Below are 16,883 nucleotides of genomic sequence, written 5' to 3' on the forward strand. Positions count from 1 at the left end.
GCGCGTCACTCGGCGGCCGGTCTCCTGCGGGCGGTGTGGGGGAGTCCATCGTGCGATCCCGTCCGGGCGGCCTGGAGCTGCCCTCGTTCGCCACTCGCCGGGAACGGCGCTGTCCTGATCATGCGCCCGACATGCTCTCGGTGTCTTCAAGGCTACGCCCGGCTTGGAACGGCGGCCCGAGGCGCAGGCAGCGAAGATCCGCTCTCCCGGAACAGGGTCAGCACGCAAGGAGCGCCCCGACCGAGCAGCCCGACCATCTCCCCGTGGTTCCGCCAGCCCCACGAGTCGTAGGCGGCTTGTCCGGCCCGGTCGGCAGGAATCAGCAAGGCCACTCCGAGCTCGGTGCGCTCATCGGCCAGCAGACGCTGTTGCAGACGGCGGCCGATGTCGCGGCGCTGTGGGTGCTGGTGCGCCACGACCTGAGTGAGGAGCAGGAACCGGGCACAGCCGGTGAGCCGTTGGACGCTCTCCTGCAACCCCTGCTCGGACCGGCTGACGGGACTCACCGGAAACCCGAAGACGCACCCCACCAACACCGTCGTCTCGGCCACCAGCAGCGCGAAGCCAGGCCGTCGGGCGCTGACGGCAAGCCGCCGCAGGAAGTCGTCCCGCATGAAGGGGCCGGCCACGGCCAGGTCGGCGATGTCCTCGCTCATCCCCTCCACCTGCCGGCGAGTCAGCCTGCGCAGGCGGATCCCGTCCTTGACGACCGGCGCACCGGCGCGGTCGCCGGACGTCTGCGTCCCGCCGGCCGACGGACCCGCCGCGGACGTGTCCAGCAGATCGCGGAGCAGGGGCGCGGAGCCGGTGAAGGCGAGGAGCCGGGTGATCTGCGCGCACGGATGGTGCAGGTGCAGGGAGGCGTGCACGCGGCCGGCATGCCGTGACGCCGTCAGGAAGACGTCCAGGCCCTTGGCGTCACAGGAGCCGACCGTGGTGAGATCGACGTCGATGGCGGTCATGCCGTCGCGCAGGCACTGCTCCAGCGCGGCCCGCAGCAGGGGCGCCGAGGCCGGCCAGATGTCGCCGACGAGCGTGACGAGGGCCCGCTCCCCCCGGTCACGCCGGTGGATGTCCAGGCGCTGCACGGCCATCACCCCGCCCTTCGGCAGCGAGACGCAACGACCAGGCAAGGGCGCGGAGTTGTTGTGATCGCGGCGGGCATGATGCCGACCCGTCTCCGCACCGCCGCTCGGACGGCCCGGGGTTCGTCTCTCGCCGAGGACGACCCGGCAGGACGGCCGGAGTGCGTGATGCCCTCGGTATCTCCACCGTACGCCGCCGGCCGACTCGACCCGCAGCACCGGACGGGCTCACCCGTAAGGCCCGTAAGGAGCGCACCGCCTGCCGAGGTTCATGGAGACATCCGGGGCAGACGGCCCACTCGTGGGGCACACTGCCGTACCTCACGCCCGCCGGGTATCCGCTGAGGGCGGTCTCACACAGAACCGCCGCAGGTGGCCGCGCTTCCCGCTCACGCATCGCTCACGCGGGAGCCCGGAAACGAAGCAGCGTCCGAGCCAGCTGACGCCGACCCGGACGCTGCGTAGCAGGTCAGGGGCCCATATCCCCCGCCTACCAGCCGTAGGCCCTGTGGGACTCGAACCCACAACCAATGGATTAAAAGTCCACTGCTCTGCCAATTGAGCTAAGGGCCCAGGCGATGTTGCCTGTCCGAGCATAGCCGGACGAGGCCGTGTCTCCGATCGGGTATTGGTGACCCGGCCGCGTCGGGAGGGGGGATGAGGCTCCGGATGGTCACTTTTCGACCAGGTTGGGGGTCGAAGTCCGCTCCCCGGTGAGGAACCAGTGGCGGGCCGAGGCCAGCCACCAGGTCGCCGCGAAGCCGAGGACGACCAGGACGGCGACGGGGGCGTAGTTGAAGGTCTTCCAGGTCACCGGGGAGACCTGCGGGAGCATGAAGAGGATCGTGATCACGACCACCCAGGCCACCGAGACGACGCCGATCGGGACCGACCAGCGGCCCAGGTGCCACGGCCCGCGTTCGAAGGCGGTGCCCCTGCGGACCCGCAGGAGGGTCGGGATGACGTATGCGATGTAGAGGCCGATGACGGCGATCGAGGTCACCGCCGCGTACGCGGTCGAGTTGATCAGGTAGGGCAGGCCGAGCACGAGGGCGCTCAGGGCGGCCAGCCAGACCGCCGCCACGGGGGTGCGGGTGCGCGGGCTGACCGTGTGCCAGACGCGGGAGAAGGGCAGCGCGCCGTCGCGTGAAAAGGCGTAGATCATGCGGCTGTTGGCCGTCACCGACGCCATGCCGCAGAAGAGCTGCGCGCCGATCACCACCAGCAACAGCAGCTTGCCGGTGGTCGCTCCCAGCGCGTCCAGGAGGATCTGCGCCGGGGGCGCGCCCGTCGGGGACGCGAGTTCCTTGTCGTACGACTGGATCGCGAAGGTGAAGCCGAGCAGGAGCACGAAGCCGGCGATCCAGGACGTCCAGATCGAGCGCACGATGCCCTTCGGGCCCGCCGTGGACGCGTCGTGGGTCTCCTCCGTCATGTGGGCGGAGGCGTCGTAGCCGGTGAAGGTGTACTGGGCCATCAGGAGGCCGAGGAGGACCACGTACGGGCCGCTGCCCCAGCCCGTCCCGTTCACGAACTTCGTGAACACGAACGTCGCCGACTGGTGGTGGTCGGGGACGAGGGCGAGCGCGCCGACGATCACCGCCACGCCCAGGACGTGCCACCACACGCTCACGCTGTTCAGGAACGCGACGATCCGGACGCCGAAGGTGTTCAGCAGGCCGTGGAGGATCAGGATCGCCGCGAACAGCGCCACCGTGCGGCCGGGCGTCACCTCGAAGCCGAACTGGAGGTTCAGGTACGCGCCCAGGAAGGAGGCCGCGCCGAAGTCGATGCCGGCGGTCACCGCGACCTGGCCCAGTACGTTGAACCAGCCGGTGAACCAGGCCCAGGCCGCCGCCGAGCGGGCCGGTGCGAGGCGGTGCGCCCAGAAGTACAGGCCCGCGGAGGTGGGGTAGGCCGAGCAGATCTCGGCCATCGACAGGCCGACGAACAGCGTCATCAGGCCCACCGCCACCCAGCCCCAGGTGATCACCGCGGGGCCGCCGGTGATCATGCCGAAGAGGTACAGGGTGAGGCAGCCGGACAGCACCGAGATGATCGTGAAGGAGACGGCGTAGTTCGAGAACGCCGACATCCGGCGGGCCAGGACCTGGGTGTAACCGAGCTGGGCCAGCCGTTCCTCGTCCGACAGCCCACTGACTCTCGCGTCATCTGTCATGCCCCCAGCAATTCCCTCGCCGGGGTCGTGACATGCGTCACAAGGTGGCCAAAAAACAGCGCAAGGGCCCGTACGAAGATTTCGTACGGGCCCTTGTCAGGAGCGCTCGGCGTCAGCCGTTGCGCTTCCAGCGCGGCTTGTCCTCGCGGCGGCCGAAGGAGCCGTTGCCGCGGTGGTCGTCACGGCGGCCGTAGGGACGCTCGTGGCCACCCGCGCGGAAGCCCGGGCGGTCGTCGCGGCGGTCGCGGTTGAAGGGACGGTCGCTGCCCCGGTGGCCGCCGCGCTCGTCCCGGCGGAAGCCGCCGCGGTCGTCACGGCGCTCGAAGCCACGGCCACCACGGTCGCCGCGGTCGTTGCGGTCGTTGCGCTCGTTGCGCTCGTTGCGGTCACGGTCGAACGGACGGCGGTCGTCACGGCGGTCGTCACGGCGCTCGAAACCACGGGCACCACGGTCGTCACGGCGCTCGAAACCACGGCCACCACGGTCGTTGCGGTCACGGTCGAACGGACGGCGGTCGTCACGGCGGTCGTCACGGCGCTCGAAGCCACGGCCACCGCGGTCGTCGCGGCGCTCGAAGCCACCCCGCTCCTCACGGCGGTCGAAGCCACGGGCACCACGGTCGTCACGGCGCTCGAAACCACGGCCGCCGCGGTCGTCACGGCGCTCGAAGCCGCGCTCGCCACGGTCACGGTCGAAACCACGCTCGCCACGGTCACGGTCGAAGCCGCGCCGCTCCCGGCGCTCGTACGGAGCCGGAGCCGTCGGGCGCTCCTCGCGCTCGGTCTCCCGCTCCACCGACTCCTCGGCAGCGGTCGCGAGTTCCTCCGACGCCGTCGCCTGCGCCTCGGCCACCGCGGCCTCCGGGTCCTCGCCGCGCTCGCGGGCGACCCGGGCGACCAGCCGGTCGGCCTCCTCGCGCAGCTCGGTCGCGCGGCGCTGGGCGCGCTCCAGCTGCTTGGTGAGCTGGGCGACCTCCCGCTCGGCCTGCTGGGCGGCGTTGCCGGCGGACTCGGCCTGGACCTCGGTCATGGAGCGGGCGCCGGTGATCTCGGCGACCTCCGGGTCGAAGGCGGCGCCGCCCTGGATGATGTGGCGGGCCGCGTCGACGCCGGCGTCCTCCATCAGGCGGAAGATCTGGCGCCGCTGGTGCGGGAGGGACAGGGACACGACCGTGCCCGTGCGGCCCGCGCGAGCGGTGCGGCCCGCGCGGTGCAGGTAGTCCTTGTGGTCGCCGGCCGGGTCCACGTTCAGGACCAGGTCGATGCCGTCGACGTGGATACCGCGGGCGGCGACGTCGGTCGCGACCAGGACGTTGACGTAACCGTCCTTGAAGTCGGCCAGCGTGCGGGTGCGGGCGCCCTGGGTCATGCCGCCGTGCAGCGCGTCGGCCTTCACGCCGGACTCGCGCAGCTGCTCGGCGACGCGGTCGGCGCCCAGCTGGGTGCGGACGAAGATGATCGTGCGGCCCTTGCGGGAGGCGATCGCGGCGGTGACCGGCGCCTTGTCCTTGGGCTTCACGATGAGGATGTGGTGGGACATCGTCGTGACGGCGCCCTGGGCCGCGTCCACCTCGTGGGAGACGGGGCTGTTCAGGTACCGGTCGACGAGGGTCTGGATCTCGTTCTCCATCGTGGCGGAGAACAGCATGCGCTGGCCGCCCGCCGGGACCTGGTCGAGCAGCTCGGTGACCTCGGGCAGGAAGCCCAGGTCGGACATCTGGTCGGCCTCGTCCAGGACGGCGATCTGCACGTCCTCCAGGGAGCAGGCGCCGCGGTTGATGATGTCGCGCAGGCGGCCGGGCGTGGCGACGAGGATGTCGACGCCGCGCTCCAGGGCGTAGATCTGGTTGCCCATGGAGGTACCGCCGCAGACGACCTTCATCTTCAGGCCGAGGACGTCGCCGTACGGCTGGAGGGCGTCGGCGACCTGCATGGCCAGCTCGCGGGTCGGGGTGAGGATGACGGCGCGGGGCTTGTGCTTCTGCGTGCGGCCGCCGGCCAGCTGGGCCAGGGTCGGCAGACCGAAGGAGAGGGTCTTGCCGGAGCCGGTGCGGCCACGGCCGAGGATGTCCTTGCCGGCCAGGGCGTCCGGGATGGTCGCGGCCTGGATCGGGAAGGGGGTCGTCACGCCGTTCTGTGCGAGCTTGCGCACGATGCCCTCGGGGAGGCCGAGGTCGGCGAAGGTGATCTGGGGGGACTGGGGGGTGGTGTCAGCGGCCTCGGGGGCCTCAGTCGTCACGTCGGCGAGTTCCTTGTCGAGCCGGTCGATCTCGTTGAGATCGTTGAACTCGTTTTCGGACACGACGAACTGGTCAGTGCTGGACACGGACATGCGAATGCGAAACCTTCCGGAGTCTCTTCGGCACGCGCCCGTCAACTCCGTGATTCGCTCACGACCGCCTCAATGCGGTCCGCCACGGCAAAGGAGAGTACGCGCCACACGGCGCGCTCTGCGGTGGCGCCGGGCAAATGGGATCAAACGATCTACCACCATACGCACTCACCACCCCTGAAGGCAAACCGAGCCCTCGCGGCAGGCACATCGCACCTCATCACCGCAGGTCAGCTCCGGCCCGGCAGATCAGGCCGGCATCCCGGCCGTCGGCGCCGGCTCGCGCTGGACGAGCTGCGGTCCCGTCTCCTCGTGCGCCGAGGAGGACGGCTCGGCCGACGGGGGTTCGGAGGTCGCCGGGGGCGGGGTGGAGGCCGGTGGCTCGGGCGGGGCGGAGGTGACCGGCGGGGTCGGCGGGGGCTCGGTCGGCGCCGGGTCCCCGGGCTTGACGGTCCTGCCGGGCTTGCCGGGCTTCGCCGGGGCCGCGGGCGCGCTGTCCTCGCCGGACGGGGTGGCCGACGCGGAGGGCGACTCCTCTCCCGGCTTCGCCTTGCGGCCGTGCTCGCGCTTGCCGCCGTCCGCCCTGCCGTCGTGCCCGCCGAGGCCTCCGGCGCCGCGGAACGGGCCGCCGTCGGGCGCCTCGCCGCCGCGCTGCCCCGCCGAGTGCGAGGGCCTGGCCGGGCCCGCGTCGTCACCCACGTTCACACAGCCGGCGGCAGCGGCGAGGGCCAGCACCGTGACGGTGAGCCGGACGGGTACGGACAAGGGGCGCACGGCGGCCACCTCCGGAGGCAAGGAAAGAAGTCAACCTCCCCAACTCCCGCCGCCCACAAGAAGACACGCGCCCCACCACCATCACCGCCCACCCCCGCCGCAGGCACGGCCCCCGCCCGACCACATACGCCCACGCTCAGCCCCGCCCCGATCGCCGCCCAGCCGCCCCCACATCCCGGCCCAGCCGCACGCACGGGCCCGCCCAACCAACACCCGCACACGGCCCATCGGCCCCGCATCGCCATTCCGCGGCACACACGAGCCCCGCCCAGCCGACACCGCATCGCCATCGAGCCGCACGCACGGGCTCCGCCCAGCCATACGCACCCGCCACTCAGCCACACGAGCACCCCCGGACCGGCCGCCCGGGCACCCCCACCCATCCACCCGCATCAGCGCTCGCCGCTAGACGCTCGTCGCCCCCTCGCCCCCCGCTCACCCATACCCGAGTCCGTGCAACCGCGCGTCGTCGATGCCGAAGTGGTGGGCGATTTCGTGCACCACGGTCACCTCGGTCTCCGCGACGACGTCCTCACGGTTGTCGCACATCCGCAGCGTCGGCCCGCGGTAGATGGTGATCCGGTCCGGCAGCACTCCCGCGTACCACTCGCCCCGGTCGGTCAGCGGCATGCCCTCGTACAGGCCCAGCAGCTCGGGGTCGTCGGCGGGTGGTTCGTCCTCCACGAACACCGCCACGTTGTCCATGAGCCGCGTCAGCTCCGGCGGGATCCGGTCGAGCGCCTCGGCGACCAGCTCCTCGAACTCCTCGCGCGTCATCTCCAGCACACGGCCATTGTCCGGCACGCGGGCCCGTACAAGAGCGGACGAGAGCGGCGCGGCACCGCATATCCGCCCCACTGCACGGGCATACGGCACCAATGGTCCGCGTCCCCGTCGCAGCCCTCCGCCGCTTGACGAAGCGCCCCGGCACCACGCCGAACCGCATGCGCGCCGCCCGCCGAGGCATCCGCCCGTTGCCCGCCCCCGAAACGACCACCCCGGAACTCGCCGCCCGGCCCCGCCCCTGGCTGCGTGCCCTCGGTCTCACGGCCGTCGTCCTGGTCGGCGCCTGGCTGGGCCTGCTGATCGTCGGAAACGTACGGGCCCCGGTCGGGCCCATGAACACGACGATGGCGCTGCGCCCGTCCCTCACCGGCGGCACGAAGATCAACATCTCGCCGCTGGGCGCGCTCACCCTGGACAGCCATGTGGCCCCCGTCCGCCTGGACGTGAACGTCGACCAGCTCGACCCGCTCCGCTCCCAGGCCCTGGTCGACCACCCCGAGCGGATCTCCGGCCTCCAGGACGAGGTCGCCAGGGACGTCGAGCACGGCACGCTGGACCTGGCCGTGCGCTCCTGTGTCGCCGTGGTCGCCGGAGCCACCACCCTCGGCCTCGCCGTCTACCGCCGCCCCCGCCGGGCCCTGGCCGCCGGCGGCCTCGCCCTCGCACTGCTGGCGGCGTCCGGGGCGAGCGCGTACGCCACCTGGAACCCGAGGTCGGTCCTGGAGCCGAAGTTCTCCGGCCTGCTCAGCTCCGCGCCGGCGGTGGTCGGCAACGCGCGCAGCATCGTCACCGACTTCGACGTCTACCAGAAGGAGCTGGCCCGTCTGGTGACCAATGTGACGAAGCTCTACGACGTCACCTCCACGCTCCCGGCCTACCAGCCGGACCCCTCCACCATCCGGGTCCTGCACGTGTCGGACATCCACCTCAACCCGGCGAGCTGGAAGATCATCGCCTCGCTGGTGGAGCAGTACAAGGTGAACGTGATCGTCGACTCCGGCGACACCATGGACCACGGCACGTCCGCGGAGAACGGCTTCCTGGACCCGATCCGGGACCTGGGAGCGCCGTACGTCTGGGTGCGCGGCAACCACGACTCCCGGGCCACCCAGCGCTATCTGGAGCGCATGAAGAACGTGCACGTCCTGGACGACGGCCGGGCGCAGACGATCGCGGGCCTGCGCTTCGCGGGCATCGGCGACCCGCAGTTCACCCCCGACCGCTCGGTGGCGCCCGGCGGAGACGCGGCCGAGCGGCTGGCGGGCGACCGGCTGGCCAGCGCCCTGCGGGACCAGCGGACGGCCCGCACGCCGGTCGACGTCGCGGTCGCCCACGAGCCGGTCGCGGCCCGCGAGACGGACGGCGAGGTGCCGCTGGTGCTGTGCGGCCACCTGCACCACGAAGGGGACGAGAAGCTGCCGTACGGCACCCGGCTGCGCATGGAGGGCTCCACGGGCGGAAGCGGGCTGCGGGCGGTGGAGCGGCAGTACCCCGCCCCGATCGAGGCGTCGATCCTCTACTTCGACCGCGGCAGCCACCGCCTCCAGGCCTGGGACGCGATCAAACTGGGCGGGCTGGGCGAGACGACAGCCGAGGTCAGCCGCCATCTGGCGGACGAGAACCGGTCGAAGAGGACGCCTTCCCCCGGCACCTCGTCCACCCCCTCCCACACCCCTTCGGCCCCCTCGCCGTAAACCGTTTTGGCGATACTCCCCGCCATCCCATATGCTTCTCACGTCCCCGACGCGCTGAGAAGCGCCCAGGCGGGCCGATAGCCCTCATCGTCTAGCGGCCTAGGACGCCGCCCTTTCAAGGCGGTAGCACGGGTTCGAATCCCGTTGGGGGCACGCAATACCGTGTGCGACACTGTTGCACGCACGCTTGGTCCTGTGGAGCAGTTTGGAGTGCTCGCCACCCTGTCAAGGTGGAGGCCGCGGGTTCAAATCCCGTCAGGACCGCTGAGGTTTCACGTGAAACCTCGTGGCTGGGTAGCTCAGTTGGTACGAGCGTCCGCCTGAAAAGCGGAAGGTCGCCGGTTCGACCCCGGCCCCAGCCACAGCCAGAAGGCCCCGTTCAGCGAACGGGGCCTTCGTCGTACGGGAACTGGTCCGCGCCGGTCTGTAGGGGGCATCCGTGGCAGACGACTTCCGGGGATTCGACATCGCTCGGCGTGGTTACGACCGCGCCCAGGTGGACGCCTATCTGGCCGGCCTGGGCGTGGGTTCGGCAGCCGACACGCCGCCCGAATTCGACATCGTCCGGCGCGGGTACGACCGCACGCAGGTGGATGCGCGGATCGTCGAGCTGCGAGGTGGGGGACGATGAGCCAGGGCGAGGCCAGAGTGACGCACGACACCGAGCTCGAGAAGGACTGGGCCCGGTACGGGCTGCTCGCGGTCATCATCAGCAATATCGCGATCGCCAGCGTCGCGATCTTCGGCGTCTGGCAGCTCAACGGGGACAAGGCGGTGATCGTCGGCATCCTCACCGCCGCGTTCACCGCGGTCAGCGGCATGACGACCGCCTATCTGGGCATCAAGGCCGTCTCCAACACCGCCCGGTCGATCGCCCTCGGCAAAGGCGCCCAGCCCCGACAGCACGACACCACACCGGCCACACCGGCCCCGGCCGCGCCCGCGCCCGCGCCCGCGCAGCGCACTCCCTAGGTCGCCGGTCAAATCGTTCGCGTGTTTTTCGGGCGGGGTGAGATCCTGGATCGCGTATGTCTACGCATCCCGCCCCCGCCCTCGGCCCCCTCGCCCCCCGTCTGACCGAGCTGTCGCTGCGCGACGCGCACCGGATCGGTCGGCGGCTCGAGGGCGCGCGCAAGATCCGTAAGCCGGAGGCCCGCGCCGCCGTCCTCGCCGAGATCGAGGGCGAGATCGGCAAGGCCGAGGCACGGATCGGTGAGCGGCGTGCCCTCGTGCCCGCCGTCACGTACCCCGAGCAGCTGCCGGTCAGCCAGAAGAAGGACGTGATCGCGGCGGCCATCCGCGATCACCAGGTCGTCATCGTCGCCGGTGAGACCGGTTCCGGCAAGACCACGCAGATCCCGAAGATCTGTCTGGAGCTGGGGCGCGGCGTGCGCGGCATGATCGGGCACACACAGCCCCGGCGCATCGCCGCCCGGACCGTCGCGGAGCGGGTGGCGGAGGAGCTGAGGACGCCGCTCGGTGAATCCGTCGGCTGGAAGGTCCGCTTCACCGACCAGGTGAACCCGGACGCCACGTTCATCAAGCTGATGACGGACGGCATCCTGCTCGCCGAGATCCAGACCGACCGCGAGCTGCGCGCCTACGACACGATCATCATCGACGAGGCCCACGAGCGGTCCCTGAACATCGACTTCCTGCTCGGTTACCTCGCCCAGCTGCTGCCGAAGCGGCCGGACCTCAAGGTCGTCATCACCTCCGCGACCATCGACCCCGAGCGGTTCTCCCGGCACTTCGGCGACGCCCCGATCATCGAGGTCAGCGGGCGGACGTACCCCGTCGAGGTCCGCTACCGGCCGCTGCTGGAGGAGTACACCGAGGACGCTGCGGACGCCGACCGGGACCAGATCACCGCCATCATCGACGCCGTCGAGGAACTCCAGAAGGAGGGTCCGGGCGACATCCTCGTCTTCCTCTCCGGCGAGCGGGAGATCCGGGACACGGCGGACGCGCTGGAGAAGAAGAAGTACAGATTCACCGAGGTTCTGCCCCTCTACGCCCGGCTCTCGCACGCCGAGCAGCACCGGGTCTTCCAGCCGCACACCGGGCGCAGGATCGTTCTGGCCACCAACGTCGCCGAGACGTCCCTCACCGTCCCCGGGATCAAGTACGTCATCGACCCCGGCTTCGCCCGGATCAGCCGCTACAGCCACCGCACCAAGGTCCAGCGGCTGCCCATCGAGCCGATCTCCCAGGCCAGCGCCAACCAGCGCAAGGGCCGCTGCGGTCGGACGAGCGACGGCATCTGCATCCGGCTGTACAGCGAGGACGACTTCGTCACGCGGCCGGAGTTCACGGACGCCGAGATCCTGCGCACGAACCTGGCCTCCGTCATCCTCCAGATGACCGCCGCCGGCCTCGGCGACATCGAGAAGTTCCCCTTCATCGACCCGCCGGACCACCGCAACATCCGCGACGGCGTCCAGCTGCTCCAGGAGCTGCACGCGCTGGACCCCGCCCAGAAGGACCCGCGCAAGCGGCTCACCGACACCGGCCGCAAGCTGGCCCAGCTGCCGGTCGACCCGCGCCTGGCCCGGATGGTCCTGGAGGCCGAGCGGAACGGCTGTGTCCGCGAGGTCATGGTCATCGCCGCCGCGCTGTCCATCCAGGACCCGCGCGAGCGCCCGGCCGACAAGCAGGCCCAGGCCGACCAGCAGCACGCCCGCTTCAAGGACGAGACCAGCGACTTCCTCGCCTACCTCAACCTGTGGCGGTACATCCGCGAGCAGCAGAAGGAGCGGGGCTCCAGCTCCTTCCGCCGGATGTGCAAGCAGGAGTACCTGAACTTCCTGCGCATCCGCGAATGGCAGGACATCTACATCCAGCTGCGCACGGTCGCCAAGCAGATGGGCATCCACCTCAACGAGGAGGACGCGGCCGACGACCGCGTCCACATCTCGCTCCTCGCCGGCCTGCTCTCCCACATCGGGATGAAGGACGTGAAGGACGGCAACAAGAACGAGTACCTGGGCGCCCGCAGCGCCAAGTTCGCGATCTTCCCGGGCTCGGCGCTGTTCAAGAAGCAGCCGAAGTTCATGATGTCGGCCGAGCTGGTGGAAACCTCCAGGCTCTGGGCCCGGGTCAACGCGAAGATCGAGCCGGACTGGGTGGAACCGCTCGCCGGACACCTCCTGAAGCGGACGTACAGCGAACCGCACTGGGAGAAGGACCAGGCGGCCGTGATGGCGTACGAGAAGGTCACGCTGTACGGCGTCCCGATCGTCGCCCAGCGCAAGGTGAACTACGGCCGGATCGACCCGGAGACGAGCCGCGAACTTTTCATCCGCAACGCCTTGGTCGAGGGCGACTGGCGCACGCACCACAAGTTCTTCGCCGACAACCGCAAGCTGCTGAGCGAGGTCGAGGAACTCGAGCACCGCGCCCGGCGCCGGGACATCGTCGTCGACGACGAGACGCTCTTCGACTTCTACGACCAGCGGGTGCCCGAACACATCGTGTCGGGCGCCCACTTCGACTCCTGGTGGAAGCGGAAGCGGCAGGAGCAGCCGGACTTCCTGGACTTCGAGCGGGAGATGCTCATCCGGGAGTCGGCGGAGGCGGTCACCAAGGCCGACTATCCGGACTCCTGGCGGCAGGGCCAGCTGAAGTTCCGGGTGACGTACCAGTTCGAGCCGGGCGCGGACGCCGACGGCGTCACGGTCCACATCCCGCTCCAGGTCCTCAACCAGGTCACGGACGAGGGCTTCGACTGGCAGATCCCGGGCCTGCGCGAGGAGGTCGTGACGGAGCTGATCCGCTCACTCCCCAAGCCCATCCGCCGTCACTACGTACCGGCGCCGAACTACGCGAAGGCCTTCCTGGAGAAGGCGGTCCCGCTGCAGGAGCCGCTGACGGTGACGATGGCCCGCGAGCTCAAGCGCGCGGTCGGCGTGCCCTTCGAGGCCGACGACTTCGACTGGTCCAAGATCCCCGACCACCTCAAGATCACCTTCCGCATCGTCGACGAGCGGCGCCGGAAGCTGGCCGAGGACAAGGACCTGGAGGCACTGAAGCTCCAGCTGAAGCCGAAGGCGCGCAAGGCCCTGTCCCAGGCGGCCGCGGCGACCGCCTCCCGCGAGGGCGGCGAGTCCCTGGAGCGCAAGGGCCTGACCGACTGGACGATCGGCACGCTGACCCGTGTCTTCGAGACCCGCCGGGCCGGCCAGCCGGTCAAGGCGTACCCCGCGCTGGTGGACGACGGCGACACGGTCTCGGTCCGCCTCTTCGACACGGAGGCCGAGCAGGCGGAGGCCATGTGGAAGGGCACCCGGCGGCTGATCCTGCGCAACATCCCGGTGAACCCGGCGAAGTTCGCGTCCGAGAAGCTGACGAACGCCCAGAAGCTCGCCCTCTCCGCCAACCCGCACGGCTCGATCCAGGCCCTGTTCGACGACTGCGCGATGGCGGCGGCGGACAAGCTGATCGCGGACTTCGGCGGGCCGGTGTGGGACGAGGAGTCGTACCGGAAGCTGTACGACAAGGTGCGCGCGGAGATCGTCGACACGACGGTCCGCACGGTCACCCAGGTCCAGCAGGTCCTCGCGGCCTGGCAGGCCTGTGAGCGCCGGCTGAAGGCCGTGGGCAGCCCCACGCTGCTGGCGAACCTGACGGACGTGCGCAAGCAGCTGGACGCCCTCGTGAAGCCCGGCTTCGTGACCTGGGCGGGCATACGCCGCCTGCCCGACCTGATGCGCTACCTGGTGGCCGCGGACCGGCGCCTGCAGCAGATGCCGACGAACGTCCAGCGGGACACCACGCGCATGGAGAAGGTCCACGAGATGCAGGACGAGTACGCCTGGCTCCTGGAGCAGCTCCCGAAGGGCCGCCCGGTGCCCTCCTCCGTCCTGGACATCCGCTGGATGATCGAGGAGCTGAGGGTCAGCTATTTCGCCCACGCCCTCGGCACCGCGTACCCCGTCTCCGACAAGCGGATCGTGAAGGCGATCGACGCGGCCGTCCCGTAACCGACCGTGTACAGGGGGTGAGTTCGACCAGGCGGCCCCACCTCCTGTACAGTCTCTTCTCGCAGCGCAACGCAGCAAGCCAAGCGCCGCGAAACCTGGTCCTGTGGAGCAGTTTGGAGTGCTCGCCACCCTGTCAAGGTGGAGGCCGCGGGTTCAAATCCCGTCAGGACCGCAGTGAAGAAAGGCCCCGCATCCGGCAACGGAGCGGGGCCTTTCCGCATGCCACCACACGCCATCACACCAACCATCACCCGGCCACCCCGCCAAGCAGGCCAGAGGCCGCGCCCGCGGCGGAGCCGCAATCAGACACAGCAAATCCCGTCAGGACCGCAGCAAAGAAGGGCCCCGCATCCGGCAACGGAGCGGGGCCTTTCCGCATGCCACCACACGCCATCACACCAACGATCGCCCGGCCACATCCCGTCAGGCTCTCCGCGCCGGCTCGCACATTCAGCCCGTCCGGCGTTTGAGGACAAGGCCCCTTCAGGGCCGTAGCGGGGGATCTGGGGGCGGCAGCCCCCAGGGGTGGCCCCAGCCGACCTCAGCGGCTCGGTACGGGCGCCCGACGAACCCGGCTGAACCGGCGGAGCCCCCCGCGCCCTTGACGACGTCACATTCCATCGGTACCCAGAAGACAGGGCCCGTTCCCCCCTGTGCGGTCCGCGGAGGTGGCGTATGGCGGCATCGGCCAGGCACGAGACGCGAGCGCTGCTCCGGGCCCATCTGGCGGCCGCCTCGTCCTACCGGCATCTCACCCGCCACTGCCCCGTCTGCCACCACCTCCTCCGGCTGGCGATGGACGCCGGTCCGGGGGTCCCCGAAGCGAGCGACGAGGAAGCCGAGGACGAAAGTCCCCGCAGCGCGTGACCAACGCCGGCCCCAACAGCCCACCAGGCGTGGGACGCTGGAACAGGTCCCTCCACTAGCGCACACATGCCGTCGTCAACAACCGCCGGGGCGTGTGACGGGAGTCACCGCATGAGTTTTTGAAAGTGGGGATCTTACCCCTGCCCTACAACTGGTCAATTTAATATGTGCAATTGCACCTCGGTCAGGGGGCATGCACAGCCGTTCCGACAGCCCTGCCCAGACTCCGACAAGGCCGCTCACAAGTGGGGCACCCCCGCTCCGACCAGCGCACAAAAAAGATCGCGCTGGACCCGGCGGAGTCCAGCGCGATCTACGACGCACCCTGTGTCGCTGCCTACAACGTTCTCTTCGGCTTGGGCGTGGGCCCTGTTGGGGCAGGTCCCGCGTCGCTTGGAGCTAGGGTTCGGGCGCCTCGGCGGGTTGGGGGACCAGCCGTTTTGCCCGGTTATGCAGTTGTTCAGGCCTCGCTGCGCTGCTGCGGGATGCCCGCCAGCAGGGCGCGGACCTCAGCCTCGCGGTAGCGGCGGTGCCCGCCGAGCGTGCGAATGGACGTGAGCTTGCCGGCCTTCGCCCACCGCGTGACCGTCTTCGGGTCCACGCGGAACATCGTGGCGACCTCAGCCGGGGTCAGCAGCGGCTCGGCATCAGGGGTGCGAGCGGTCATGAGCGGCCTCCTCGGGAGAACCGAACCTTCTCGGTTCTTTCCTCTAAATTCTGCACCTTGACCCACGTTGCCCGAAATGGCGGACGCGGGCCGAGTCGGTTATAGGACGAACGGCTTGTCCTCGGCACTACAACTACACCATCTGTCCAGCCACGTCGGCCAAACCGATGGAATTGCCCTCCCAGGTGTTCATCAGCGACGGAAGCCGATGGACCATGCCATAGCGGACAGTCACGCCACTGTGACGATCAGTCACAGGACGATCAGGAGCCACGAGACCCCCCAAAGCGCGCAATGCCGAGATTCCGCCCGCAGTGGAGCATAGTTGGACGGAAGGAGTCCTCCCCGGACTCCTTGTCCTATTTTGGCATGAGGGGCGGCAAGAGGCGCAAGGGCCGCGTAAGTGCCGTCCATCACCCTTGAGGCAAAAGTCCAGATCGGGACCAACGTCCCGGCACAGGGTCAAGTGGCCTAGACCGTACGTCGTTCGGCGCGTTTCGGGCCGTGACGTACGTCACTCTTCCGGCGTCTGTGGAACTTCAGTTCGCCGAGCGCCGGTCCCGTACCGCCCGCCACCGCTCCACGAGCCGCACATAGGCCTCTCCGGCCGCCGCCCCGTCGCCCCGGCGCAGCGCCTCGATCCCGTCGGCCACGTCCGCCGCCGAGTGATCGCCCTCCAGCTCGCCGGCCGGCAGCACATGCACCAGGCCGCCGTAGTCCAGCTCCACCAGCGAGCGCGGGTGGAACTCCTCCAGCCAGCGGCCGACGTCCATCAGGCCGTCGATCAGCGGGCCCTCCTCGACGGCGTCCTTCAGCGCGCGCAGGCCCCGCGCCACCCGCCGCCGGGCCTGCACCATGGGCGTGCGGTAGCGCAGCAGCGGCGGCACCTCCGCGGTGCCCTTGTCGTAGCGTCGCTCCTCGTCGGAGACCAGCACGAACCAGTTCAGCGGCACCTGCCAGGTCGCCGTGCGGATCCACGGGCGGGCGTCGGGGTTGCGGGCCAGCCAGCGCTCGTAGTCCTGGGCGGCCTGGCGCCGTACGACCTCGGGCAGCACCGCGTCCAGGACCGCCGCCGGGAGCTCCTCGGCGAGCTCGGTGAGCGCCTGCCAGCCGCGCAGCCGGGTCCGCCAGGGGCACACGCAGACCACGCCGTCGACCTCCAGCACGAAGGCGTCGCCGCTCTCGTGCACCGGCACCGCGATCGGCGGGGTGGGCAGCAAGTCGGCGAGAGAGCGGCGCAGTTCGTCCTGGTACGAGGGGCGGTCGGGGCGGCGGGCGTAGCGCGCCCAGTGGCTGCGCTCCGGCTCCGGGAAGGCACCCAGCGGCTCGTACACGCGCAGGTACGCGGCATAGGGGACGACCACGGAGGACACCTTCGGCACGCCTGCTCCCTCCCCATCGGGCCCGGCTCGAAACACTGCAAATCGTGCCACGGTCATGCGTGCGCGAACGCCCCGCAAGGGTGATCCTGAACACTGCACGGATGGTGGTCGCGGCAAGGCTCTACGCTCATGCCA

12 protein-coding genes and 5 tRNA genes are annotated in these 16,883 nt (G+C 70.3%); 9 read left to right on the forward strand and 8 right to left on the reverse strand.

The window, feature by feature from the left end; genetic code table 11:
- Positions 1–152: 152 nt before the first annotated feature.
- The 6 genes from ACWC0C_RS18180 to ACWC0C_RS18205 all read right to left on the reverse strand — a co-directional run bounded on the left by ACWC0C_RS18180 (position 153) and on the right by ACWC0C_RS18205 (position 7,156).
- Positions 153–1,094, reverse strand: a complete 942-nt coding sequence (locus tag ACWC0C_RS18180) for an STAS domain-containing protein (protein ID WP_450864839.1) — start codon at positions 1,092–1,094, stop codon at positions 153–155.
- Positions 1,095–1,585: 491 nt separating this feature from the next.
- Positions 1,586–1,658, reverse strand: a tRNA-Lys gene (locus tag ACWC0C_RS18185).
- Between the two features lie 100 nt (positions 1,659–1,758).
- The gene (locus tag ACWC0C_RS18190; RefSeq protein ID WP_450864840.1) at positions 1,759–3,264 is read right to left on the reverse strand and encodes an amino acid permease; all 1,506 of its coding nucleotides are present in this window, start codon (positions 3,262–3,264) and stop codon (positions 1,759–1,761) included.
- A gap of 112 nt (positions 3,265–3,376) precedes the next feature.
- Complete coding sequence (locus tag ACWC0C_RS18195) at positions 3,377–5,596, reverse strand: DEAD/DEAH box helicase (protein WP_450864841.1); 2,220 nt, start codon at positions 5,594–5,596, stop codon at positions 3,377–3,379.
- Between the two features lie 249 nt (positions 5,597–5,845).
- Positions 5,846–6,370, reverse strand: a complete 525-nt coding sequence (locus ACWC0C_RS18200) for a hypothetical protein (protein WP_449200111.1) — start codon at positions 6,368–6,370, stop codon at positions 5,846–5,848.
- A gap of 435 nt (positions 6,371–6,805) precedes the next feature.
- Positions 6,806–7,156, reverse strand: coding sequence for a metallopeptidase family protein (locus ACWC0C_RS18205; RefSeq protein ID WP_449200110.1), 351 nt, complete (start codon positions 7,154–7,156; stop codon positions 6,806–6,808).
- A gap of 158 nt (positions 7,157–7,314) precedes the next feature.
- Here ACWC0C_RS18205 and ACWC0C_RS18210 point away from each other — a divergent pair, with 158 nt between their 5' ends.
- The 9 genes from ACWC0C_RS18210 to ACWC0C_RS18250 all read left to right on the forward strand — a co-directional run bounded on the left by ACWC0C_RS18210 (position 7,315) and on the right by ACWC0C_RS18250 (position 14,699).
- Positions 7,315–8,850 carry a metallophosphoesterase family protein gene (locus tag ACWC0C_RS18210; RefSeq protein WP_450864930.1) on the forward strand — a complete coding sequence of 512 codons (1,536 nt, stop codon included), beginning with the start codon at positions 7,315–7,317 and terminating at the stop codon, positions 8,848–8,850.
- Between the two features lie 80 nt (positions 8,851–8,930).
- A tRNA-Glu gene (locus ACWC0C_RS18215) sits at positions 8,931–9,003 on the forward strand.
- 36 nt (positions 9,004–9,039) lie between these two features.
- Positions 9,040–9,114 (forward strand) — tRNA-Asp (locus ACWC0C_RS18220).
- Between the two features lie 24 nt (positions 9,115–9,138).
- Positions 9,139–9,212, forward strand: a tRNA-Phe gene (locus ACWC0C_RS18225).
- A 77-nt stretch (positions 9,213–9,289) separates the two neighbouring features.
- A complete protein-coding gene (locus ACWC0C_RS18230) occupies positions 9,290–9,481 on the forward strand; it encodes a DivIVA domain-containing protein (RefSeq protein WP_450864842.1) in 192 nt (63 codons plus the stop codon).
- On the forward strand, positions 9,478–9,822 hold the full coding sequence (locus ACWC0C_RS18235) for a hypothetical protein (protein ID WP_450864843.1): 345 nt from the start codon (positions 9,478–9,480) through the stop codon (positions 9,820–9,822). Before ACWC0C_RS18230 ends, ACWC0C_RS18235 begins: the two co-directional genes overlap by 4 nt.
- 56 nt (positions 9,823–9,878) lie before the next feature.
- Entirely contained in the window at positions 9,879–13,832 is a 3,954-nt protein-coding gene (gene hrpA / locus ACWC0C_RS18240; protein ID WP_450864844.1) for an ATP-dependent RNA helicase HrpA, read from the forward strand.
- Between the two features lie 97 nt (positions 13,833–13,929).
- Positions 13,930–14,004: transfer RNA gene (locus tag ACWC0C_RS18245), tRNA-Asp, on the forward strand.
- Positions 14,005–14,507: 503 nt separating this feature from the next.
- Positions 14,508–14,699 carry a DUF6274 family protein gene (locus ACWC0C_RS18250; protein ID WP_449200106.1) on the forward strand — a complete coding sequence of 64 codons (192 nt, stop codon included), beginning with the start codon at positions 14,508–14,510 and terminating at the stop codon, positions 14,697–14,699.
- Between the two features lie 460 nt (positions 14,700–15,159).
- On the opposite strand, the gene bldC is transcribed toward ACWC0C_RS18250, so the two are convergent.
- Positions 15,160–15,366, reverse strand: a complete 207-nt coding sequence (gene bldC / locus ACWC0C_RS18255; protein WP_003949541.1) for a developmental transcriptional regulator BldC — start codon at positions 15,364–15,366, stop codon at positions 15,160–15,162.
- 539 nt (positions 15,367–15,905) lie between these two features.
- Complete coding sequence (locus ACWC0C_RS18260) at positions 15,906–16,748, reverse strand: hypothetical protein (protein WP_450864845.1); 843 nt, start codon at positions 16,746–16,748, stop codon at positions 15,906–15,908.
- Positions 16,749–16,883: the final 135 nt, after the last annotated feature.

This window comes from Streptomyces sp. NPDC001709 (assembly GCF_053596375.1).